The following is a 23,383-nucleotide window of genomic DNA, read 5'->3' on the forward strand; positions in this document are numbered from 1 at the left end:
CGTAAACTGCGAAAATGCCCTACTCGAAAGCTTTTACGCAGGTGAACACATACTCAATGCAGATCTACAAGTATATCAGGAGTTAATTGAGGTTTTCCCCGAGCTTGCTGACAGAAGATACAAACCAAGTCCTTCTCGCCCGTTTATCCGCCGCATCGAAGCTGCTCTCATCAACTAGATGAAAAATTGGATCTCGAACCCAAGCTGTTCAGCCCCAGCCCAAAAAGCAAGCTAACAAAACGATGCTCTGCAAATTGTCCAATGTCCTCGTCTAGCTCTACGCAAACCATTGCGACCAGATTTGCGCAAGCGGCAACGGCGGCGCGAGGGTGCTGTCAGACTAATTCGAACCAGCCTCAGTTTGCCGCAGAAACCGCGAACCTATCCGGAAAAAAGTTGACGCCACTCGCTGAGAGCAGCGGCCCGGGTCAGCTTGAAGGTGTCTCGGCTGGCTAGCGATCTTTCCTGGTTCAAATGGTTGTAGACGGAGGAATGGACGGAGGTAAATTTCTGTATACTTCGCATGCGCCTGAAACGCTGCATCGCGCGTTCGCGTCGTCGAAACGACAGGTGCGAATTTTCGACATGGTTGTTGAGCCACCTTCCCGTCTGTTGTATTTCGAGCGCGCCCAATATTCTGTGCACAGCCTTATAGGATTCAATGCGGTCGGCAACGATCTCTTTGGCGCAACCATGCCGCTTCATCAATTTCTTGAGTAATTTCAATGCTGCAGCCGCGATTGGTCGTTCGTAAGATCGGATTGAATGACCGCACCGAGCCCTTAGCTGGCGTTGCCAAAGAGGCCTCAGCGAGCCGAAAGAAAGCCTCTGCTGGAAAATCGTCGTCGATACTCAGCAGGGCTGAGACCAGTCATCTTTTTGAACAGGCGCCGGAACGCTCGGGAATCTGAATACCCGACGGCCTCTGAGACAGCTTCGACACTGTGGTCGTCCATCTCCAGAAATTGCTTGGCCTCCTCGACCCTAAGCGACTGCACATAGTCTTTGGGGCTGTAGCCCGTTGCCGCGCGGAAGCGTCGGTCGAACGTACGTCGCGGGAGGCCAGAGCGAGAGATCATCCGCGCTACTGCGTCACGCTTTCCATAAGCATCGGCGAGCCAAGTCTGGCATTCCTGAATGACTGCGTCCTCGCTCTGCGACCTTCTCTTGGGAGCTGCGTAGTGTCTTTGGCCGTCGGGTTTTGGATCGACACAATAGAACCGCGCTGATTTCGCTGCGTGCTCCGGACCGATGTAGCGCGCAATCAGGTAAAGCGCGAGGTCCTGCCAGGATGCCATACCTCCTGACATCACGATACAGTCTCCCTCTCCTGCAAAAGTAAGCGTGCGGTCCGGACAGAAAGCCACGCGCGGATAACGCTTCTCAAAAACCTCAGCCATGGACCAGTGCGCCGTCGCCTCTTGACCGTCGAGGAGCCCGGCGTCCGCCAAGAGCGCCGAGCCAGAGCATGCCGTTGCCAGGCGCGCGCCTGCCGAATGTCGCTCGACGATCCAGTCGATCTCCGGCCCCAAAACCTCCTTCGGCGGGGTCATCATACCGATCCTGAAGTTTGGCAGGCAGATGATCTCTGCGTCGTCTGCTTCTTCAAGCGTCGCGTCAGGTGCCACTGGGACGCGGCTTATGCAGCGGAATGGCTCCTTGGCTCTGGCGACGATCCTAACTCGTGTCATTGGCGGAGTGGGCGCGCCCTCGGTGAGGTAGGACCACGCAGACCCTACTGACGTCAGCAAATCATAGATGCCGTAGAGAATGGCGCCCCGGCAACTCTCGGCCGCAAGGATGTCGATCCGCAGAGGTTCAGCGATGAAATCCCTGGTTGTCATTTTCATACTCTCCTCTTCGAATCCGATGGCCGATTTGGCCCTCTTGTGGCCGGTTCGACCCTGACAAATGCGTTTTTCGTCCACCAGTTTGGAGCAGACTACAAAAGCACGCGAGGAAAATCATGACCTACGAAGCTTTCAAGTTTGCAGAAAAAGAGGGATGGGACGCCCGCGCTGCTGCCTATGACGAATTCACCGGGCGGGTGACGACCGGCGCGATTCCGACGCTTCTGGCGATGGCCGAATTGGCCCCAGGCAAACGTATTCTGGACCTTTGCTGCGGCACCGGAAGGGCTGCGGGCGCAGCAATCGCACTTGGCGCTGACGCCGAGGGCGTTGATGTATCTGCGTCGATGGTCAAGGTGGCGCAAAGCGCTTTCCCCGCAGCACGCTTTGTAACCGGTGATGCCGAGTCGATACCAAAAAATGATGCTGACTTCGATGCTGTGATTTGCTCGTTTGGGATTATGCATGTGGGCAGCCCAGAAACCATGTTTAACGAGATTGCGCGCGTTTTGAAACCCGGTGGGCGAGTAGCACTCAGCCATTGGATTGGACCGCCACAGTCACCGTTGTTCCGGATCGTCTTTGGCACGATGCAGAGCATTGCGGACATGTCCGTCGTCCCTGCGTCACCGCCCCCATTCGCTCTTTCTTCGGAAGATACCATGCGAGAGCAACTAGAAGCGGCTGGTTTTAGGGAGTTTTCAAGCGCCCGAGTTCCACTGGTCTTCAAAGCTCCAAAAGGACAGTTCGCCAATCATTTCCGAAATTTCGCTGCAAGGGCGGCTGTTATTCTCGACAAGCAGAATGAATACGTCCTGAAAGAAATCTACTCCTCTTGGGATGCCCAGTTAAAGGATTTTCTCGATGGCGAGGAATACCACGTTCCGATGCCCGCCATAGCAGCGACTGCCGTCCGAGGTGCCTAGATCCATGATGATCTTTCGACCTATGCTCGCGGCGAGTATGAGTAGGTGGAGGTTGTTCAACTCTCGACAATCGCTCAGTCCGCATTGCCGGCACTCGCCTTAGTTAGTCATGCATGCGATCTGAGGATGGCAGCACAGAACAGAGTTGCAGCAACCCGACTCAAGGACAAGGAACGCACGACATGGCTATCGCAGGAAAGCCAGCTCTCGTCGTCGGCGGCAGCGGAGGCCTGGGCCGCCGATTGGTAGAAAGACTCGCGGAGGCCAGCGCCGACGTCGCCGTAGGCTGGAGCAGCGGCGAGGGTCGCGTAGCCGAGGCCTGTGACGCAGTCAAAAAGCGCGGACGCCGAGCGGTTGCCGTTCGGCTCGACCTGCGCGACCCAGCCTCGGTCGAAGCAGGTGTAGCGCAGGCGTCAGAGGCACTGGGCGGCCTCGCGATCCTGATGAACGCCGCCGGCGCGGCCGGGGGGCCGCCGGCGGGCGATCTCGTCGCCTACGACCCAGAAACCTGGGACCGCATCAGCGACATCAATTTCCGCGGTCCTTTTCTCGCCTCCCGAGCCGCTGCACCGCATCTGCGCGCCGCACGGGGCGCAATCGTCAATTTCGGCTCGACTATCGAACACGGGACTTGGGGCGCCGACCGGGCCTTTCAACCGACGAAGGCCGCCGTCTCGGGCCTGAACCGGTTCCTTGCGTCCACGCTGGCGCCGGAAGTGCGTGTTAACTGCGTAGCGCCGGGTTTGATGGAAAACACGGTCATGAGTGGCGGGGCGCCGGAAAGCTTCGTTTCGACGTGGCGCGAGGCGGCGACACTTAAGAAGACCACTTCCATCGAGGACGTGGCTGAGCAGGCGCTGACCTTTTGCAGGGCGGAGACGGTCACCGGGCAGACGCTGGTCATCGACGGGGGCCTGACCTTCCGATAGTTCCCCACTCAGTATCGAGAAGCTAACCTGCCACTCAATTCAGGGTGGCTTTGTCCCGCAAATTCGCCAGTCCAGCCAGGGAAGTCCAACGTCCGGTTTCTGCGTTTCTCGACGTGCTTCGCTGGCAAAATCAGTCGTGCGATCAAGGGCAGTTCAGGGCTCTTACCGCCAGTCGAAACGCCCCACAGAGAACGTCATCAACGAGCCCGACCTGCCCATTTGACAGCGCGCAGCCAAGGTCGGCTTTTTCATGGGTTGGCGAAAAATGCGGCTCGGATCGCGGCCTTCATAGCGTCCTGAGGCCCTTGTTCTTTTGGCTTGCTGGATGCCATCACCAGCTTGGACGCAGGCGTGTTTCCAAGGCCCAATGCATCGTTCACCACCGATAGACTGCCGTGCAGCGAGGAGCGACTGAGAAGACCCACTGCGATCCCGGCTTCTACTGCTGCAATCACACCAGAGACGCTTTGGCTAGAGTAGACAACGCGATATGGTTTTCCGCGGGCTTGCAATGAAATGACCGCCGCGTCGCGCCACCAACACGCATGATCGAACAAGGCCACTGGAAGGCTTTCATCGGCCCGAAAGTGCCGGTGCGCCGACGAAACCCAACATGTCGGGTCTTCATAAACAACCTCCTCGTGACTGGACGGGCTTTCGACCTCATAGACCGCAAGGTCCAGCGCCCCTTTATCGAGGGCTTCTGGAAAACTTGTACTCAAGGCGCAGGTGACATCCAGTTCGACTTTCGGATGTTGACGGGCAAAGGTCGCAATGATCGCCGCAAGTCTGGCGCGCCCGTGATCGTCGGGTATGCCCAAACGCAGTTTGCCGCTTACTGTGTTCTGTGAAATCTCTAGTAGCGCCGCGTCGAGACGTGCCGTCACCTCCTGCGCGACTGTAAATAGCTTTCGTCCCGTTTCGCTCAAGACCACCCCGCGACCATGCCTGTCAAAGACCGGCTGACCCAGGATCGCCTCGAGGCGCTTGATTTGAAGACTTGTCGCAGATTGCGACCGGTGGATGCGGGCAGCACCGTCCGTGACGCTTCCGGCATCAGCCACGGCGACGAAGGTTCGCAGAAGATCGCTATCCAGATTTTCCATCAGTTTTTCCAATATCGGAAATTGAAACTATGCGTTTCACAGATGCCTTGTGCCGCACTATTTTTCAAGGTCAGAGGAGTACCCCATGTCAAATCAGACAGTTGCCCACCAACCACCTAACCGGAAACCCCTGGTGTGGGGCGTGTCTTTGCTGCTGCTGGCAGGCGTCTGTCTTGCCTGGCCGGAACACACCGCAAACGCAGCAAAGTTTGTCCTATGGGGCCTGATTGTCGTGGCCCCCATCGTCATTCCGGGCATCGTGCTTGCAGCCTGGATCATCGCAAGCGGCGCGGACACCCACATCGCTGGTGCCTTCGAGGGAAGGACACTGAGGACGGTTCTGGCAGCCTCGCTCATTGGAGCCATCACGCCCGTATGCGGTGTGACCGTTCTGCCTTTGATGGCCGGACTACTAGCTGCGGGCGTACCACTCGCTCCGATCATGGCCTTCTGGCTGTCCTCTCCGATAACGGACCCCGCAATGCTCGCGACAACAGCGGCGACCCTTGGTCTGAGCTTTGCGATTGGCAAGATGCTTGCCGCTTTCGGATTGGGTCTATTCGGCGGCGCGGTCACCGGCCTGTTCGTCAAGATGCCCTGGGCCGAGAATGCGCTTCGGGACAATGGCCTGGCGCGCCAGCTAAGTGCTGTACGATGCGGTGAAGATCAGGCCTTTGATCCTTGGGTCTGGCGGTCTGAGGCGCGTCGTCGTGCTTTCAGAAAACAGGTCTGGGCAACCACGCGGCTTATCCTGATTTGACTGATTCCGGCATTTGCCGCGGAGTATTCCTTGAACGCGGCCCTTACACCGGGCGCACTGGCCGCATATGTTGGCGAAGACAAATGGTGGGCCATACCCGCCGCTGTCTTCGTCGGTGCCCCGGCCTATATCGACGGTTACGCTGCGCTCCCGCTGACACGAGGGTTGATCGACAACGGCATGTCCGCAGGGGCAGCGATGGCGTTCCTTGTTTCGGGCGGCGCGGTAAGCATCTGGGGTGCTATGGCCATCGCACCGGTGCTCAAATTGCAACCGTTCATGCTCTATCTGCTGCTTGCAGTTCTGGGGTCACTCGGGGCGGGGTATGTCTTTGGGTGGATCGTCTGAGATTCAGCGTTAACGGGATGCAGACGTTCAGTGAACGGCAAAATGGTCCGGATGCCGCTATTCGTGGCTGGCGCAGCGGACGACTGCTCAGAGCCCCAAACTGCTTGATGCTGCGCTGAAGAACAATGTCCGCTTATCGGTAATTCGGCAGAGGCTAATCTGAGACTTCTGCCTTGTTGGTTCACTTATTGAAGAACTCCGCCACAGCATCTGCCGACACCTTCACGGCCTCGAGCTTGTAGTAGGAGTCCACAGGGGAGAACTCGTCAACAGCCAGTTCATCGTGCTTGTTTGTCTGCTTCTCGGCAAACTGGGTTGAACATGGTGCGGTATGGGGGCAATTGTCTCGTTGCGATCCTTGGATTGGGGCTCCAAAAAATGTGTTTCAAATTCTTATCGGCCCGCACTTGTTAAGCCGTGGATAACCAGTCCAAGTATTTGCAACTTAATTACGCGCCAAGGCGGAACTTGGTCGGTGTCATTCCGGTTTGACCTCGGAAAAAGCGAGTGAAATGGGACTTGTCGGAATAGCCAAGAATCAGACCAATCTCCGCAATGGTCATCCGGTCTTCTTTTAGGTGCTCCTTGGCGATATCGACACGCAGCCGTTTGATTTCACGGGGTAGCGTTGTGCCTTGTTGCTGAAGCGCTTTCACAAACCTCTCCTGCTGTATTCCCAGCAATCCAGCCACCACATTTGGTCCCAAATCGGTTTCATCTAGTTTGTCGCGTAAGACAGATCGCAAAGCTGCCACCACGGATACCTCTTCATCTTGTCGAGGCGAGCCTATGGGTTTGGCAGAGCCCTCAGAGACATGATGCAAAAACAACCATTCCACAGGAAAACTGATTTGCATTCCGGGATCGGTTCCCACGCCAACTTCGATCCCTTTGTAGTCGATAGGCAGACCATTGATGTATCTGCTTTCCCATCGCACACGCGAAGGGTCCCAGGAATCGCCGACGACGGTCTGCAATAGGCGTACATAGATTGCGGCACCAAAACCGGTTACCTGTATGGGTGGGACAGTTGGTTCCTGTTGTCTATCGATACGATAAGTCGCTTTGTCCGCTTCAATGATAAGGCTGTGCCGAACAGAATTGGACTCCTGAGGCACAAGCCCGACAAATCGGGTAAAAAACTCGAATAGTGTTTTTGTAGTCTGCAGGGCTTGAGCGAACGGAGGCCACTCTTGCAGGTCAAACGTCTCCCCTACATTCAGTCCAAGGTATCGATCCCCTGACACTTCTGAGAAGGCATTCACCAGACCGTAGACCAACTCTGAGTGAACGAACACGGATGGGTCAGACAACAGTTCGGCTTTCAAGCCGACTTGATCCAATGCTGGTTGCGGATTGATCTTACGTTCGGTGAGATATTGCAGAAACGGAGCAGCTAAGGAGAGGCGAATAAAGCCCTCGCTATGCTCTCGGGAGGTGGAGTTGAAAGGCAAGCTCGTCACTCTTGTTAAGATTAGCAGTTTTATTCAGTGGCCATTTTTACAATCACATTCGAACATCCTAATTCAAAAGTGGCAACCGAGGCAAAACTTTCCGGACTACAGTTGGCAAAACATGAATATGAAGGGAGTACTTATGTCCGGTCTGCGAATGTCTCTTTGCTCGGCGGCAATTGTCGCTGCAGGTCTCTCTTTTGGAATCTCAGCGCAAGCTCAGGATCAGGAGGAACCCCAAACACTGTTTACCAACGTGCATGTCTTCGACGGTGTGAATGAACAGCGTATCGAAAATGCCAGCGTTCTGGTCGAGGGCAACCTGATCAAGGCCGTCTCAACCGATGCGATTGATGCCCCCAATGCCACGGTCATTGACGGAGAGGGGCGGACACTGACTCCCGGGTTTATCGAACTGCACGCGCACCTCATGCTGATGGGGCCGACCTTGCCCGCGATGGAGGCCAACACAACGTGGGAAGATTTTGCCATTCACGGTGCACGGATGGCCGAGATGTATTTGATGCAGGGTTTCACCACAGTCAGGGATGCGGGTGGGGCCAATGGCGGGTTACGCCGCGCAATTGACGCAGGCCAAATTGACGGACCGCGCTACTTTCCTTCCGGTGCATTTATCGGAACGCGCGGCGGTCACGCTGACTTCGCGAATTTCACCGCTCCACCGGGTTCAGAGACCAACATGAGCCGTCTGAACTTGGCGCAGGAGGTAAGCGGTGTGGACGACGTTTACAGATTTGCGCGTAACAACTTCCGCATGGGTGCGACCCAGTTGAAGTTCATGCAATCCGGCGGTGTGGTTTCGGCTTTTGACCCATGGCAGCTACTAGCCGGATCGCCTGAGGAAATCAGGGCCGCCGTGCAAGTGGCTAATGAGTATGGCAGCTACGTCATGGCGCATTCGTATCGTAAGGAAGCGATCCTGAGTGCGCTTGATGCAGGCGTCATGTCCATCGAACACGGCTTCTCGTTTGACTGTGAAATTGCCCAGGTCATGAACGAAAAAGGGGCGTACATCACCACCAACCTGACGGCCTTCGATCCCGGACTGCTCGATATTCCGGCAGTGGCAAACGTCCCGTCGAGCCTTGCCAAAGCCAAGTCTGCCTCGGCCACCTTTGCAGGCTATATCGAGAACATGAAGGAATGCCCTGTGAAGCGAGGGTTTCAGACCGACTGCGTTGGTTCGGTTGAGGCGTGCAATATCCAGATTGCCTACGAAAAGCACCTGAACAACGAGTTTTTCGGGCCCTACACATCCATGGTCACGCTGACATCGACAGGTGGCGAGGTGGTCGCTTTGTCAGGTGACTTCATGAACCCGTATACCGCTGGGAAACTGGGTGTGATCGAAGAAGGCGCCTATGCGGATATCCTGCTGATCGACGGTAACCCGCTCGAGGATTTCTCGGTGGTTGGTACGGGTGATCAGTGGTTCGGTGCCGGCCCGAGGCCAGAAAGCCCTGATACGATTCGACTGATCATGAAAGATGGCGTTGTCTACAAAAACACACTGAATTGACCTGTCTAAGTAGCCGGAGAGAATTTATGCACCATTGGTTTCGCGGGGTAATATTCGCAGGGTTCATTTGGTGTGGGCATTCTGCGCTGGCGACGCCTGAAACCGCATTAGATTGGGCCGACCTGCCAGACCCGTCTGTGCAGGTTTATGAGGACCCCTATCGCGATCTAAGTCCCGAACAATTTGACGATGTCCTCTATGTCGTGCGGCTGCGCGGCAGGCTGCAGCAGGATGGTGGCAGCGAAGAACAGCGGCAAAAGTGGCAAATGCTTTTGACCGAGACTGAGGATGCCTTGGCAACTAATGGAATTGATGTCGACTGGCTGCTCGATCAGCGCGAAGTTGTGATGGAACGTCGAAGAAAGGCAGGGACAAACGGAAACCCACAATTCGACGGACAAACAATCACACTGGCGGGCTTTGCCATTCCTGCTCCGAATGATCCGGACGGGCGGCCTGTCGCGTATTTGGTTCCGGAACGCGGGATGTGCAGTCATATGCCGCCACCTTCGCCCAACCAAATGATCCGTGTGCGGTTGAACGGGGACTGGGCGCCCCGCTATTTCCATGAACCCGTTCGGCTGACGGGCATGCTGACCATCGATCCTTCTGTTCAGAATATGATGGTTGTGGACGGCCTCATGCCAATGAATGCGACTTTCCAGTTGGAGACGGAACGTATCGAAACTCTTGAAACCGAAGCAGACAGGCTGGAATGGAAGCAGCGTGCCGCCGATCGCATCCGGGCAGCGGGAGATCGCAAGACCGGTGGGGCAAAGGCGTCTGAATGGTAAGACTTCTGGTTGCTACATTGAGTATTGCCTTTGCTGGCGCAGCGTCGGCGCAAGGACTGTCTGGGCCCTCTTCGGTCGAAGCTGATCTTGCCCCCGGAGATGGATTGGCCGACCCACAATATCGTTCCGACTTTCCACGCAACATCGCACCGGGTTGGTTTGAGTGGAAAGACCGGTTGGCTGGGGGCGGGTTTCGGTTCAATATTGATTACCTGGCGCTAGGCCAAACCACGAATGCTGATCTGGGAACCGGCGAAGCGGCTAGCGGAATTGCGCGTTTCTACGGGAATTGGCAGGCGAATGAACGGGGCTCTGTGACATTCAAGATCGAAGACCGGCACAGCTATACCGATGTGGCCCCGCAGTTCCTTGGGCTGGATGGCGGGGCGCTTTCGATCACCGGCACAGCCTTTAACGACAATGGATTACTGCTGACCAACCTGTTCTGGACCCAAAGGGCCGAGAGCGGCGCTTGGACGTTGCAAATCGGCCAGATTGATGTGACGGACTTTGTGGACATCTTTGGACTGGTCAGTCCCTATAGTGGCTTCCAAAACCTGTCATTCAACACCAACCCGACACTCAACGCGCCCAACCCGGGTCTTGGCATTGCCGGTGGGATCAAGCTGAGCGAAAACTTCTACGCTGTCGCGAGCGTTGCAGACGCAAATGCCGATCCGTCTGATCCAAACTTTGATGTGTTCAGCGACGGCAATCTCTTCAAAACACTCGAACTTGGGTACACGTCCGGCTTTGATCGCATCTATTTCGACAATGTCCATCTGACCCTCTGGCATGCGGATGCGGCCGAAGATAGTAGTCGAGCAGAAGACTACGGCGCTGCGTTTTCTGCCGCATGGTTTGTTGACAATAAGTGGATGCCATTCTTTCGGGCAGGGGCCTCAAAAGGGACCGCCGCGCTTTACGACCGGTCGGTTTCTGCCGGTCTGGGCTACTATGGTCGCAATACCGATCTGGCCGGCCTGGGCCTGAACTGGGCCGAGGCCCGAGGCATAGATGGCGATCAGTTCACGCTGGAAGCATTCTACCGGTTTTCAATCTCACCCGGACTGCAGATCACGCCGTCCCTGCAGTACATTTCTGACCCGCTGCTGAACCCCACTCAGAATAGCATTACGCTGTTCGGCCTAAGAACCCGGATCGTTTTCTGAGATGGTTCGAAGGTAGACGCCAAAAATAGCGAAACATTCAGTTTTGTCGATTAAAGGGAGGATCTTTTACATGCGTACCTTGTTTTTGGCAGGCACGTTGTCTGTTTGTTCGACTGTGTGCTTCGCGCAAACTTACGACGTCGTCATACTCAACGGTCGGGTAATGGACCCGGAAACCGGGTTCGACCAGATCGCTAACGTTGGAATAAGCGACGGCTGGATCACTGCGATTACTGACGATGAAATTGACGGTAGCGAGGTCATTGACGCGACAAGGCACGTTGTGGCTCCCGGGTTTATCGATCTCGAACAGCATGGGCTGGACCCTTGGGGTATCAAGGTAAACCTTCGTGATGGCGTTACGACTCAAATGGACTTCGAGGTTGGGGCGGCGAACATCGATGAATGGTATGGAGCGCGCGAAGCCGCGACGCAGGCAAACTATGGCACGGTCGTTGGGCAAGAATTCGCACGGATGCGGGTGCATGACGGCCTTGTGCTGGAAGGTGGGGACATAGACTTCCGGAACTTTTTCGCATTGAGGGCACAATCCGTGGAGGACGGTGTTGAAGGATGGTCTTCTGTACCAAGCAACCGTGAGCAGATGAACGAAATCACTGCGCAGCTTGATGAGGGACTGCGTCTTGGGGCCCTCGGCGTCGGATCGACCATCGGCTATGCACGTGAAGGCATCACGACCTATGAGTTGTTCGAGGCACAGCGGGCTGCGGCGCGTTATGGTAGATTGACCTCTGTCCATCACCGATTTCACCCCAGCGCTTCGACACCGACAGAAACACAGACGGGTGTAAATGAGATTTTGGTCAACGCGATGGTGCTTGGCGCACCGCTGCACATTCATCACGACAATGATTATGGGTGGTGGGAAAATCAGGAAAAACTCCAGATGGCCCGCGATCAAGGCTACAACGTCTGGTCTAGTTACTATCCTTGGACCGCTGGATCAGGAAACTACGGAGCCTCGATAATTGCCCCCGAAAATTGGGAAGGCTCAATGGGGTACAAATACGAAGACACCATCTTTGACCCCCAACTTGATCGCTTCGTTACAAAAGACGAGTTTTTGAGCTTTGCTGAGAATGAACCAGGACGGACGGCAATTGTTTTCAGCCCGCCAAGGGAGCAATGGCTGAATGATTGGATCACCATCGCGGGCTATGGCATCTCGGGCGACGGTATGGCCGGGCTAGACATCGAGGGCAACTTGATGAGTTGGGATGCTCCATACGAAGACTATGCTGGGCATCCTCGGTCAGCAGGCAGCCACGCGCTTGTCTTGAGACTGGCCCGCGAAGCGAATGTTCCTCTTATGCTCACACTCACCCAGCTAAGTTACATCCACGCTAAGCGATTAGGTGACACAGGCTTGCGAGTAATGCAGGTGCGTGGGCGAATGCAAGAAGGCATGGTCGCGGACATCACTATTTTTAATCCGGAGACTGTGACCGAAAAGGCGAACTATACTCTCGGTCAGCAAGGTCTTCCGTCAGATGGCATTCCGTATGTGCTCGTTAACGGAACCATCGTTGTAAAAAAAAGTGAAGTGCAGCGCGATGTTTATGCGGGACAGCCGATCCGGTTTCCGGTCGAAGAACAAGGGCGTTTCGTTCTTGCTGGCCGCGAGCAGATCATGGGTATTCTCACACCGGATACCGGCACTGCCCGTCCAACACTGCTAGATGACATTACAAATAGTGAAGCCAGTGTCGCACCTGCCACTTCACCAGCCAAACAGACTGCATCGGTAGAGCCGACCGAACCCTTTGATTGGTTTACACCTCGCCACGGTCTTAGTGACGGTGCTCTTTTCTTTTGCGTCGTGCATGCTCGCTTCGAGGACCCTGCGCAAGCAAAACGCGACTATGCGAAGGCTATGATGTCAAAAACGGGAGGTTCTATGCCTAATCAGTCGGAACAACGCAGAGCAAACTGACTTGCAGAGACCAAGCATCGAGAAACGAAGCTTTGTTTTAGGCTGAAACCGGTCATCCGCAACCAGTCAGCTTACGGCAGCTTTATCCGCATAGCAGTCGCTTGCATCGACCGCGATGAATGGCCGCTCCGAGCCCAAAACAGACATGTTCTGTTTGCGTCGAATTTCACGAGAGGTGGCGTTGTGCGCGTTCAAGGGCGTCGATAGACAACGTGGCCGACACTGCATTACAATTCACAAAGTTCATTGAATGGCTATCGCGAACAGGAAAGCGCGAAATCCGATGCGCGCTGAACCAAACGTTCAGATAATTCTGAAAGCAGGTCTTGAAACCATTGAAGAACCGAAGAGACATCATTTCCGGTTTAAGTGTTTTTTGTGGCGCTGGTCTTGTTGCGCCTGCTCTGTTGTCATCCAAGGCGATTGCGTCGCAGAAAGTGCTGCGTATCATGCGTTGGAAAAATTTTGTCCCAGCATACGAAGTATGGTTCAACGACGAGTTTGTCGACAAGTGGTCGCGCGAGAACGACACAGAAGTCATGGTATCGAATGTGGGCCTTGGCGAAATCGACCGGCTTGCAGCGGAAGAAGTGAAAGCTGGTGAGGGGCACGATCTGGTGCTCTTTCTTTCACCACGGCCATCGCTGGAAGATTATACGATCGATCACAAAGACATTCACATCGAATGTGAAAAGCGATTTGGCGAAGCTCTCGAATTTGTGCACCAGAGCATCGTTAATCCGCGCACGGGACGCTACCATGGCTTTGCGGAAAGTTATGCGCCTACGCTCGTCACATACCGAAGTGACGTCTGGAGCGCGGTAGGAACTATCCCGGACAATTGGGACAACATCAGAAAAGCGGGGCGCGCAGCGAAACTGCTCCACGAAGCTCCTTTGGGACTCAGTTTAGCGCCTGAACATAATGCGGACCACAGCCTGCGGGCATTGATGGCGGCTTTCGGATCGTTTGTTCAAAATGAGGACGGGCGCCCTTCACTGGTCTCCCCAAATACCCTTGAGGTTCTGAAATTTGGCAAAGCTCTTTATGAAGAAACGATGTCACCGGAAGTCCTCAATTGGACATCTGCATCCAATAATCAAGCGATGTTGTCCGGAGCCGCGAGTTTAACCATTGATACGATGTCTGTGGTTCGAGCAGCAGAGGCAAAACGCTTGCCTGTAGAGCCTTATCTAACGTTGGCAAAATTGCCCGGTGGACCATCTGGGCGGGGTGGCCCCGCGTTTGCCACAAATACGTTTGTTATTTGGCGCTTCGCTCGTAACATCGATGGCGCACAAAAATTTCTCCTAGATTACATCGGTTCATTCCAGGATGGCCTTGCCAAAAGTGGGTTCCAGAACATGCCAACTTTTCCGGGTGCCGTTCCCGATCTTGGCGAACTGATCCATGACGCATCCAAAGCAAGCAGACGGTACGACGTTCTCTCAGATGTGCCCGACACCCTTACAAACCTCGGATTTCCCGGGCACTCCAATGCAGCGACCGACGAGGTGCTAAACCGCCGTATTATTCCTGAAATGTTTGCGCGCGTGGCAAAAGGAGGTGCCACACCTCAAGAGGCAATGGATCTGGCTGGCGCCGCCATTGCACCAATTTTCGACAAGTGGCGCGAAGCAGGTAAAATTTAACCCAATCACAAAAGGTTAGGCCCATGCGCATTCGGAACAAGCTACTTCTTGCTATTACAGTTCCGGTCGCGCTTCTTATTTTGCAAATCCTGCTTGTAAACGTCTTCATTCGCGAATTGCAGCACGCGGTGAATTTCATTTCATCTGCGCATGAGACCATTGAAAACAGCTTCGCTGCTGTTGACCTGGTTACCGATCTGCGCGCTGAAGCAAAACAATTGCCTGTCTCCTTTATGACCGATGGCGCAGTACAGAGCGATGATGTCCAACCATTCCGAGTCGGATTCGAACTGCTGAGTGAGCGAATAAGGGCTATTGGTGTGGGCGTAACAGATCAACGTGCCAGTGACTCAGAGGCGGCAGTTCTAGCAGCTTTTGACCGCGTCCGTAGCGAGTTGGAAGCAACAACAGCGGCACTTTCGGTGGATGCGGCAGATATGGATACCTTGCTGGAAAGAGCGATATTTCTTGATGCAGCTCTTGTTTCTTTGTCACGTGCGCTAGACGAACTCACTGTTGGTTTGCGTGCGGACTTACAAATCGCTGTAGACCGCGAGCGGGAAATCCACAATCGACCGATCATAGCTGGCATCGCCATTGGTGTTCTTACAGTTGTTATGCTGCTGGTCTTCACCTGGCTGGTCGTTGATCGTCATTTTGTTGCACGCTTGAGTAGTTTGAGCCGCTCTATGTTGTCCATCGCTAGTGGTGACCTGCGTGCATTTGTGCCCGAATCCAAAGCAAGAGACGAAATCTCTGAAATGGCAAAGGCACTCAAAGTATTCAGAGATACGGCAGTGGAAGTTGAGGAAAAAAATCTGCGCCAAGTAGCTGAAGCACGGCAGCGGCTCATCGATGCCATCGAGAGCATCGCGGAAGGGTTTTCTCTTTACGACAGTGAGGATCGCCTCATCCTGTCCAACCGGCGCTATCAAGATCTTGTACAGCCAAACACCAACGAAGCTCTCAAACCAGGCACCTTCTTCAAGGATGTCGTTGAGGCGGCAGCGCGTTCGGGTCAGATCATCGATGCGATCGATCGAGAGGAAGGCTGGATTGATGATCGGCTCCGCCGTCACAAGGACCCGGTAGGTCCTTTTATTCAACGACACATGCCCGATCGATGGATAGAGGTTACGGAACACAAAACAAGTGATGGCGGAACCGTGGCAATTTACGCTGACATGACAGAGCAGAAAAAATCCGAATTAGCCTTGCTTGAAGCGAAACAGCGCGCCGAGGAGGCTACTGAAATGGTGTCCCGGAAAAACGCGACCCTCGAAGGGTTATCGGCGCAGTTGTCCAAATACCTTTCACCGCAGATTTATTCTTCTATTTTCAGCGGCCAGCAAACAGTGGAAATAGCGAGTAAGCGAAAGAAACTGTCTGTTTTGTTCGCCGACATCGTTGGCTTCACTGAAACCGCCGACACACTCGAATCCGAAGAACTCACCAATCTGCTGAACAACTACCTGACCGAAATGTCGCAGATCGCACTCCGTAACGGGGCCACGATCGATAAGTACATCGGTGATGAGATCATGATGTTTTTCGGAGACCCCGAAACGCTTGGTGTTCGCAAAGATGCCGCTGCGTGCGTGCGGACCGCGGTTGAAATGCAGTTACGAGGAAAAGAACTTGAGCGCCAATGGAGGGACTTGGGTATCGAGAAACCCTTCAGGATGCGGATTGGCGTCAACACAGGTTACTGTACGGTGGGAAACTTCGGCAGCGAAGACCGAATGGACTACACGATCATCGGCAATGAAGTGAACCTTGCCGCTCGGCTTCAAACACTGGCTGAACCAGGGAGAATTGCGATCGCGCATGAGACATTTTCTCTGGTTCGTGACCAGTTCAACGCAACAGAGTCGGAACCTAGGATCGTGAAGGGCTTTGATAAACCGGTTAGAAACTATCTTGTAGATCTGCCTGCTATCGACGAGACGGTCGTAGAGCCAATGCACACGATTTCCCGAGACGGTCTAAGCGTCACATTAGAGATGAAAAAGATATCACACGATGACCGCGCTCAAGCGATAAAGGAAATCAAACATCTACTTATTCTGCTGAACGGGAATAACTGACCGAACCAAGCAGGCTTAGCGTCCTATTCGACCAGTCCAAGTTGTCGCGCAATGGTGGCGCTGTCATAGTAGTCACGTCCCTCAACCACCTTCCCGTCCTTAACACGCATCACCGAGCAATAGCGGACTTCGGCCCGCCTTCCAGTTGGCGGGAAATCTCCAAGGCTTGAGCGCAGCGTACCAGTGTGCGTGCCCGTGTTTCGGAACTCGACAGTAGCCCACTCGCCGCATTGGCTGACTACGACATTCTCAACCTTGCACAGCCCATCGGGGAAAGCCTCGCGCCAGCGGTGGTAGTCTGCTTTGTACGCTTCCTTTCCGGCAAGTTTCTCGCCACGCGCGATGTCCTCAAAGTCGCAATCCTCAGAAATTACGGCTGCGCCTCGGTCGGGGTCACGCATATCCCAGGACTCGTGAAACTGCCGAACTATTTTCTCCGTGGGGTGCATTGCTTTGATACCTCTCATTTAAGTGTGGGCAGTGTGCACACGCACTTACACCGACAATTCGAAGACCTCTCATGGGAATTGAGTGGCTAAAGGAACTTCTACGTTTTGATGGGCCCACTTCCGCATCTCGGGATGGGGCGACCGCAATCTGCATATGCCAAAAACATGACTATTTCTTCGGGACGCGGCCCATCCGGCACACAAAGCGTCATTGTATCGAAATGATCGAAGGACCAGGGGTTGTCTTTGTGGCCAAGCGGCAAATCGATTGAAGTTCCAGCCGCTCCAATCTTTACGTTGGATGGAATGACGGCGTCGCCCCCATCGGCAGCGGCTCGCATCGGAGCGCCAAGTCTGGGATGTATGACTGCGCCACCATGCTCCATATCTCCGGAAACCCCAACAATCGCGGCCTTCCCATAAGATACTGGTGCTCCTTTAAGCTGCGAAACGGCTTGTTCAGCGAGGTGTTGCCCAAGTTCCGCCCCGATCTCAAAAAGTGGTGCGAGGTCTGCTTCGAAACGGCCTGCCATTGGGTTTCGAAAAACTGCAGCGGCCGCAACGCGGCACACCTCATCACATTGCACGCCAAAGGCATCGGACGTTATGTGCTCTCGCACTATTACAATTTTGCGCGCCTCGACCATGAATGCCCCCATTTCCCTCGTTGAGGCATACTGCGGACAAATCGGCCGCGCGTCGACTTCGAATTTTGCCCTTTATACATCGATTGATACTTTCTGAAGTCTGCTTCGGGCTCGAAGTGGTCACTCTCTGGGGTACGCGTAATTGGTTGGTGGCGAACCCAAGTTGACCTTCGAATGCGATCAGTCGCCGGTGATCGAGTTCTACAATAACGCGGGTTTGTGGTACAAATTGAGTACATCTTTTTCCTGGGGGGGGTAAGTTAATGCGCGCATCACACATATTATTGGTTGCCGTCTTAGGTGCTGCTCCCGCGTGGGCGTGCGAATTAGCATGGCCAGATGGCAATATTTCCGTTCCGCCAAAGATTGAATCCTTCATCCTCACGGAATGCACTTGGTACAAAGGTACGACGGATGAGAGCCTCGAGGAGTGTATTCGTGGTGAGAAATATGGGTATCGAGCTGTTGTCATGATGTTAAACGATAAGGACTCGGGAGAACGTGCTACCGAAAGGTACAGGGCGTGCAGAGCAGGTCTGGGCGATTTCGGAGGGCGATTTCATCGACGTCGCGCAGAGTGCATTGGTCGTTCACTTGGGATTGTTTGGAGGTTCGAATTAACACAAAAGACGTCTCTGCTGCCGCAACCGACTATCAGAGCATCAATTGCAAACTCAATAAAACCTTTGCTGCCGCTCACTCGGCCGAAAAACTGAACTCGATCGACAAGAACGGCAGCTTTGTCCGCAGAGCGGACGTCGCCTAGTCATTGTGAATTCCGGATTGTCTGCTTCCAATCCAGGCAACCGGACGCCACGTTTCGCATCGATGTCCGTTTTTAGCGATGTGATTGGGAACGCCAACGGTTATTCATCTGCTCCGAACGTCAAAGCTCAAGTAGCCTGTTTTCCCCTCAATTCGTGCGGAGTACGCTTAAACTCTGCACGAAAACATTTGGAAAAATGACTGGTCGAAGAAAATCCAGTTGCAAGAGCGACCTCGGTAATCGGAATGCGGGATTGCACCAGAAGCCGGTAAGCCTCGCGCAGCCTCAGTCGCATGAAATGCCGCTTTGGCGATGCACCAAGGTAGCGCTTGAAAAGCCGTTCAAGTTGACGCGTGGAAATGTTGGCATTCTGCGCGAGTTGCGCAGGAGATGCAGGTTCCTCAACTGTGCGTTCCATCTCGGCAATGACTTTTGAGACAATAGGATGAAGAATGGTCAAACTATTGGGTGTCGCGATATCAATCGATTTTTGAATTTGCCGCAAAGGCGTGTAACACATCGCCTCAGAGACCAGATCAGCAAACTTTTCTCCGTGTTCGAGTGCTACGAAGTCCAGAAACAAATCTATGCCGGATACACCACCGGAGCTGGAACACCGTAAGCCTTCAAAAACATGCGTTCGATTGCTCAATTCAACATTTGGAAACTGCTCCGAAAATCCTTTGCGGTACCAGGCATGAAGAGCTGCCGGAGCACTTCCCAACAACCCGGCTTTGGCCATCGCGATAGCACCTGTACCTAGTCCGGTCACACGGGTCGAACCGCGTGCCATGCGACCCGCCCAAACCTTCAACGTCCTAACATCCAGATCAAAGACGTTCTCACCGGATACAATGACGATATCTTCTGCGGCGCTCACGTCACTCAACTTTGCGCTGACCTCAGTTGCAACACCTATGCTTGAAACAACCGGATCGCTGGTAAGGCCACAAAACTGCCAGCCATAAAGGGTGCGACCTGCAACAAGGTTCGCGTTCTGGAGCGTCTCGAGCGCTGAGTTGAGTGAGAGAGAAGAAAATCCTTCCAGCAGAACAAAGTGAAAGAAATGTGGGGTCTGATGGCCATTGGTCTGGCAGGTTGACATGCCCTCTTCGATGTCGGTGCTTTCCTGTGGCACAAATGCTCCAAACCAGAACTCAATTCATGGAGACAAAAGCATATTGAAGTCAACTTTTGTCCGCAAGTTCGGGATTCTCTCAAAACGCGTAAGGCGGACTTTAGTAAGCACAGATCAAACGGCCGATTTGTCCGCATAGCCGTCATCGCCGCCGCCAACGCGCAAAGGTTGCAATGCGGACAAAGCTGCTGTTGGGCTAGTGTCCGCTAAGCGCAACTATGGCGCTGTTCTGACCATCGCAGGCAGAGTAGCGAACGGCGGCTTTAAGCCAAAATGACGCTAAGGCTTGCGTTGATCACCCCAGTTCAGCCACGCCGCATCCTCCGGCGACAGGAGCGAAGCACAGAGGCTTGAGTAGCGACCAATATCCTCGGGCGTCAGACGGCCTTCCCACTTGTTTGACGTACCGGATGCAAAGAAGCTTGCTTGGTCGTGAAAAGGTGAGCTTTCATGAAACCGCATTTCACTGGCTTCAACGGCCTTGCGCATGCTGGCGAATGTATTGGCCTCTGCCAATTCATCTAAGGTCTTCAGTGACACACAGATTTCGAGAATGTCTGCCAGACGCGCAATCTGTCCGTGCAGATCGCGGCTTAGATCAGCATAGTGAAAAAAATGTACATTCCCTTTTGGTTGGCGCGTCTTGGCTTGCATATAGTGATGAACAATCGACGAGACAGTCAAATCGTCAGTACCCGTATCGGTAAGTGGACTATCTAGGAAACGATCATACCCTGCTCGAATGTCCGGAGGGAACATACCAATCAAGCCACTGTTGTCCTTCATGTTTTCAACGTGGCTACGGAACGAAAAATGCACGTCCACGGGATGGCGGTAGACGACGATATAGGTGGGTTCCGCTCCATAGGCGATCCCGTCCATCGGCGTGTGAGTCTTGATACAGCGGCGGCGCTCAAGATTGGACTGGGATGCGGCAATCGCCTTCCGGTCGCGGAACGCGGCATCCAACCATGGGGCGTCCTCTCTGTTACCAGCTTCTGGAACCACGCGGCCATGAATTAGCATCATCACTATGTTCAGCGTCCATGTAGTGCCACACTTGGGCGGCGTATTCACGATGATATCGTTCGGGCGTAAGTTGAACTCATCCCAAATATCCGTGTTGGTTACAGGTCCGAGATAGTCGCGAAGTTTTTCTGTCAGCACGGCTGTCATCTCGGCCTCCTGAGCCACAGTGTTTAAGAGTAGCTAACCATATTCGGCGTAACGCATGATAGCTATTTGTCGAGACCGGTCAGATATCCAATTTCAGATGCGCGAACCATTGGCAGCAATATCCGAGCCGCAGACTTTGGTGGTTGTTGTTGCGAAGGTTCCAGAAGCCGCTGCTCATACAACACACAGCATCGGTCAAAATGGGCTCGGAGCGGTCATCTGACAGTATCAGTAGGTCATAGGGTCGGTTCAGACCGCATCAAGTTCGGTTATGCGGATAAAGCCTTCTATTGTTGTGGGATGACACACGGTATGTTGAGCAACGTCCGTTCGACTACCATAACGACAATTGAATCGAGCATCCCAAGTATCTCGCAACATTCGATCGACCGGAGCCCTGAATAGGCTTTCTTGTTGCCGGCGATCTTGCTTCGGCGTCGGCACAGAGAACACTCTTCGTGATCAATTTGCTTCATCAACTCTTTGCCGGGCATTAGAATGCCAGCAATGGGCTGAACGAGGTTTGGAGTTGCCGAAGTCATGTTTGACCTGAATGGTTCCCACACGTGTAAATCCTGGTTGTCTGCGACTTTTGCTCTTGTTCTTATTGTTTGTCCTGCAACCGCGGGCGAGTTGCACAAAGCTGCGCGCAAGGGGGACTTGGACAAATTAGCCATTTTGATAACTGAAGGATACGATCTTAATGAGTTGGATGCGGTGGTTGGTGGCGCTCTGCACTGGGCCGCTGCGCGAGGGCATCTCAAGGTTACCTCTAAACTTGTAGAAGCAGGCGCGATCGTCGATCTCGAAGCGAATCCTCCGGACAGATTGACGCCGCTGCAATTGGCGAGTTCTGCGGGACATTTCGACGTAGTTAAATTCCTCGTAAGGGCGGGCGCTCACATCGAGGCTGGAACTGACATGGCGGGGACACCGCTACACCTTGCTGCACAGTCCAATCATGCCGATATTGCTCGTTTTCTTTTGGAAAGTGGGGCAAACTCCGAGGCCACGGCTGGAGATATACTCGGAACGTACCCAATTCAGTGGGCAGCGAAAGAAAGTTCCACCGACGTTATGAAAGTCTTTTTGGAAGAAGGCATTCCCGTTGATATGGCGCAGGACGATGGTACCACCTCACTACACCTCGCAGTTTACTACTCTCAGTTCGAAATGGTTGAATTGCTTGTTTCAAAAGGGGCAGATCCGTTTGCGAATTCGGAATACTGGAATACTCCAGTGTTCCTCTCACATACAAATCCCGAAATGACCGCTCTTTTTGAGTCACTCGGAATACCCTTCAACGAATAGTTACCTATTTTCTTCGCGTTGGCTGCATTCGGCCATCCGTTCTTAGCTTTAGAACCGGTGAAATCATGTTCGATGCATTCGTTGCTCAAATTTCAGTTTAAAGCCGCCCCCGGAACGAAGTGGACAATAGAATTGTTATGCCTTTGCGACGAAAACGTGCCCTTGAATACGGCCAGATATCGAGCCAACACCAAAGGATTTCTCAATATCAGCCGCCGCCGCTTCAGTGATTTCATCTAGCAACCCTGCCGCACGTTCTTCCAACTCGTTCCTGAGCGGAGTTCCTTGGCAATAGGCCAACGCAGGAACCATCGAGCTACTAGCACGGCTTCGTTCAGAAATAGTGAATGTATCCACATGGCTAAATCCTGCTTTGCCAAGGTCGCTGACAATAGCAGTAATGTTCCCGTGCCCGTGAGGTGTTCTTGCCAAAAACACAGGCGGATCATCGGGAAAAAACCGTGACACGGTCGCCGTTACGCTTTGAGCAAATTCATTTTGCTCTATCTGATCCCAGACGTTGAAAATAAAGCAACCATCTTCCCTCAAGACGCGTAGAGCTTCCCGATAGCCTGCTATCTTATCAGGGAAAAACATCACACCAAATTGGCAACAAACGACGTCGAATGTCCCCGCGTCAAAAGGTAGTTGCAGTGCGTCAGCCTGCCACCACTCAATTTGATCCGAAGATGGCTGTTGGCTCGCCGCTCTGTCCAACATCGGCTGGTTGAGATCCGTGACAACATAGCGGGTGGATTCATTCAGCAACGGTGCCAAAGCGCGGGTGACGACACCGCTACCAGCAGCAGTTTCAAGAACATCTTTCGGGCTCAAATTTGCAACCCTCTTCGCGATGTCGTCAGCATATGGTTCAAAAATCAGTGGAACGAGATATTCGTCGTAAACATCAGGTATCGACCCAGTGAAATTCTTGTCTTTGGATGACATTACGAACGCTCCCCAACTAGGTCTTGAACTAAAAAGATAAATTCATAGCACAGTTTCATTGGTTGGTCACTTCGGGCTCGAAGCGGACGGTGGGGTATTCCCGGCTAAGGGTACACGACCATAGGAAGAACCAAGCCCCAAGGAGTTTCCTCAGCAGGGCGCAATTCCTTGAAACCTGTTTTTTTGTATGCAGCAATCGCTCGGACATTGCTCGGGTGTGGATCAGTGGCGATCACTGGTGCACCCTCCTCAAAAAGTGTTTTGAGCCTTTGGGTTATGAAGCGTGGTCCATACCCTTTTCCAGTCATGTTCAATTCGCCAATGAACTGATCAATTCCTCGCGAACCCGTCGGAAGATCATAGAAATGATGGTCGT

20 protein-coding genes and 1 pseudogene are annotated in these 23,383 nt (G+C 53.7%); 11 read left to right on the forward strand and 10 right to left on the reverse strand.

Annotated features, from left to right (window positions below):
- Positions 1–381: 381 nt before the first annotated feature.
- Both ACR0K1_RS24580 and ACR0K1_RS24585 read right to left on the reverse strand, forming a co-directional pair.
- Positions 382–735, reverse strand: a pseudogene (locus ACR0K1_RS24580) (DDE-type integrase/transposase/recombinase); the annotation flags it as partial.
- Positions 736–806: 71 nt separating this feature from the next.
- Positions 807–1,850, reverse strand: coding sequence for a GlxA family transcriptional regulator (locus ACR0K1_RS24585; protein WP_480612434.1), 1,044 nt, complete (start codon positions 1,848–1,850; stop codon positions 807–809).
- A gap of 116 nt (positions 1,851–1,966) precedes the next feature.
- Between ACR0K1_RS24585 and ACR0K1_RS24590 the strand changes: the two genes are divergently transcribed.
- Together ACR0K1_RS24590 and ACR0K1_RS24595 are read left to right on the forward strand one after the other, a co-directional pair.
- Complete coding sequence (locus tag ACR0K1_RS24590; RefSeq protein WP_480612433.1) at positions 1,967–2,776, forward strand: class I SAM-dependent methyltransferase; 810 nt, start codon at positions 1,967–1,969, stop codon at positions 2,774–2,776.
- Positions 2,777–2,958: 182 nt separating this feature from the next.
- Positions 2,959–3,705, forward strand: a complete 747-nt coding sequence (locus tag ACR0K1_RS24595) for an SDR family NAD(P)-dependent oxidoreductase (RefSeq protein WP_480852182.1) — start codon at positions 2,959–2,961, stop codon at positions 3,703–3,705.
- 248 nt (positions 3,706–3,953) lie between these two features.
- Here ACR0K1_RS24595 and ACR0K1_RS24600 read toward each other — a convergent pair whose 3' ends face one another.
- Positions 3,954–4,823 carry a LysR substrate-binding domain-containing protein gene (locus ACR0K1_RS24600; protein WP_480852183.1) on the reverse strand — a complete coding sequence of 290 codons (870 nt, stop codon included), beginning with the start codon at positions 4,821–4,823 and terminating at the stop codon, positions 3,954–3,956.
- Positions 4,824–4,896: 73 nt separating this feature from the next.
- On the opposite strand from ACR0K1_RS24600, the gene ACR0K1_RS24605 reads away from it, so the two are divergent.
- Positions 4,897–5,571, forward strand: coding sequence for a permease (locus tag ACR0K1_RS24605; RefSeq protein WP_480852184.1), 675 nt, complete (start codon positions 4,897–4,899; stop codon positions 5,569–5,571).
- A 30-nt stretch (positions 5,572–5,601) separates the two neighbouring features.
- Positions 5,602–5,919: a permease gene (locus tag ACR0K1_RS24610; RefSeq protein WP_480852185.1), complete on the forward strand. Its 318-nt coding sequence runs from the start codon at positions 5,602–5,604 to the stop codon at positions 5,917–5,919.
- A gap of 449 nt (positions 5,920–6,368) precedes the next feature.
- Here the strand turns inward: ACR0K1_RS24610 and ACR0K1_RS24615 are convergent, their stop codons facing one another.
- A complete protein-coding gene (locus tag ACR0K1_RS24615) occupies positions 6,369–7,373 on the reverse strand; it encodes an AraC family transcriptional regulator (RefSeq protein ID WP_480612429.1) in 1,005 nt (334 codons plus the stop codon).
- Between ACR0K1_RS24615 and ACR0K1_RS24620 the strand changes: the two genes are divergently transcribed.
- The 6 genes from ACR0K1_RS24620 to ACR0K1_RS24645 all read left to right on the forward strand — a co-directional run bounded on the left by ACR0K1_RS24620 (position 7,363) and on the right by ACR0K1_RS24645 (position 16,572).
- Positions 7,363–8,913: an amidohydrolase family protein gene (locus tag ACR0K1_RS24620; RefSeq protein WP_480852186.1), complete on the forward strand. Its 1,551-nt coding sequence runs from the start codon at positions 7,363–7,365 to the stop codon at positions 8,911–8,913. The two genes, ACR0K1_RS24615 and ACR0K1_RS24620, sit on opposite strands and share 11 nt — an antisense overlap.
- Positions 8,914–8,939: 26 nt before the next feature.
- Positions 8,940–9,707, forward strand: a complete 768-nt coding sequence (locus tag ACR0K1_RS24625) for a DUF3299 domain-containing protein (protein ID WP_480852187.1) — start codon at positions 8,940–8,942, stop codon at positions 9,705–9,707.
- A gap of 314 nt (positions 9,708–10,021) precedes the next feature.
- Positions 10,022–10,879: a carbohydrate porin gene (locus ACR0K1_RS24630; protein ID WP_480852188.1), complete on the forward strand. Its 858-nt coding sequence runs from the start codon at positions 10,022–10,024 to the stop codon at positions 10,877–10,879.
- Positions 10,880–10,949: 70 nt separating this feature from the next.
- Positions 10,950–12,833 (forward strand): amidohydrolase family protein, encoded by a 1,884-nt coding sequence (locus tag ACR0K1_RS24635; RefSeq protein ID WP_480852189.1) that lies wholly within the window; start codon positions 10,950–10,952, stop codon positions 12,831–12,833.
- 326 nt (positions 12,834–13,159) lie between these two features.
- Positions 13,160–14,485, forward strand: a complete 1,326-nt coding sequence (locus ACR0K1_RS24640) for an extracellular solute-binding protein (protein ID WP_480612424.1) — start codon at positions 13,160–13,162, stop codon at positions 14,483–14,485.
- Between the two features lie 23 nt (positions 14,486–14,508).
- Positions 14,509–16,572, forward strand: a complete 2,064-nt coding sequence (locus tag ACR0K1_RS24645; protein WP_480612423.1) for an adenylate/guanylate cyclase domain-containing protein — start codon at positions 14,509–14,511, stop codon at positions 16,570–16,572.
- Between the two features lie 23 nt (positions 16,573–16,595).
- On the opposite strand, the gene ACR0K1_RS24650 is transcribed toward ACR0K1_RS24645, so the two are convergent.
- The 4 genes from ACR0K1_RS24650 to ACR0K1_RS24665 all read right to left on the reverse strand — a co-directional run bounded on the left by ACR0K1_RS24650 (position 16,596) and on the right by ACR0K1_RS24665 (position 20,748).
- Entirely contained in the window at positions 16,596–17,039 is a 444-nt protein-coding gene (locus ACR0K1_RS24650) for an ester cyclase (RefSeq protein ID WP_480852190.1), read from the reverse strand.
- Between the two features lie 80 nt (positions 17,040–17,119).
- Positions 17,120–17,668 carry an amino acid synthesis family protein gene (locus tag ACR0K1_RS24655; protein WP_480612422.1) on the reverse strand — a complete coding sequence of 183 codons (549 nt, stop codon included), beginning with the start codon at positions 17,666–17,668 and terminating at the stop codon, positions 17,120–17,122.
- 893 nt (positions 17,669–18,561) lie between these two features.
- On the reverse strand, positions 18,562–19,572 hold the full coding sequence (locus ACR0K1_RS24660) for a GlxA family transcriptional regulator (RefSeq protein WP_480852191.1): 1,011 nt from the start codon (positions 19,570–19,572) through the stop codon (positions 18,562–18,564).
- Positions 19,573–19,851: 279 nt separating this feature from the next.
- Positions 19,852–20,748: a sulfotransferase domain-containing protein gene (locus ACR0K1_RS24665; RefSeq protein ID WP_480612420.1), complete on the reverse strand. Its 897-nt coding sequence runs from the start codon at positions 20,746–20,748 to the stop codon at positions 19,852–19,854.
- Positions 20,749–21,288: 540 nt separating this feature from the next.
- Here ACR0K1_RS24665 and ACR0K1_RS24670 point away from each other — a divergent pair.
- Positions 21,289–22,059, forward strand: a complete 771-nt coding sequence (locus ACR0K1_RS24670) for an ankyrin repeat domain-containing protein (protein WP_480852192.1) — start codon at positions 21,289–21,291, stop codon at positions 22,057–22,059.
- A gap of 135 nt (positions 22,060–22,194) precedes the next feature.
- Here the strand turns inward: ACR0K1_RS24670 and ACR0K1_RS24675 are convergent, their stop codons facing one another.
- A complete protein-coding gene (locus ACR0K1_RS24675; RefSeq protein WP_480852193.1) occupies positions 22,195–23,007 on the reverse strand; it encodes a class I SAM-dependent methyltransferase in 813 nt (270 codons plus the stop codon).
- Between the two features lie 104 nt (positions 23,008–23,111).
- Positions 23,112–23,383: GNAT family N-acetyltransferase (locus tag ACR0K1_RS24680; protein WP_480852194.1), on the reverse strand; the 272-nt coding region annotated here is incomplete at its 5' end.

This window comes from Ruegeria sp. F5, from assembly GCF_056533845.1.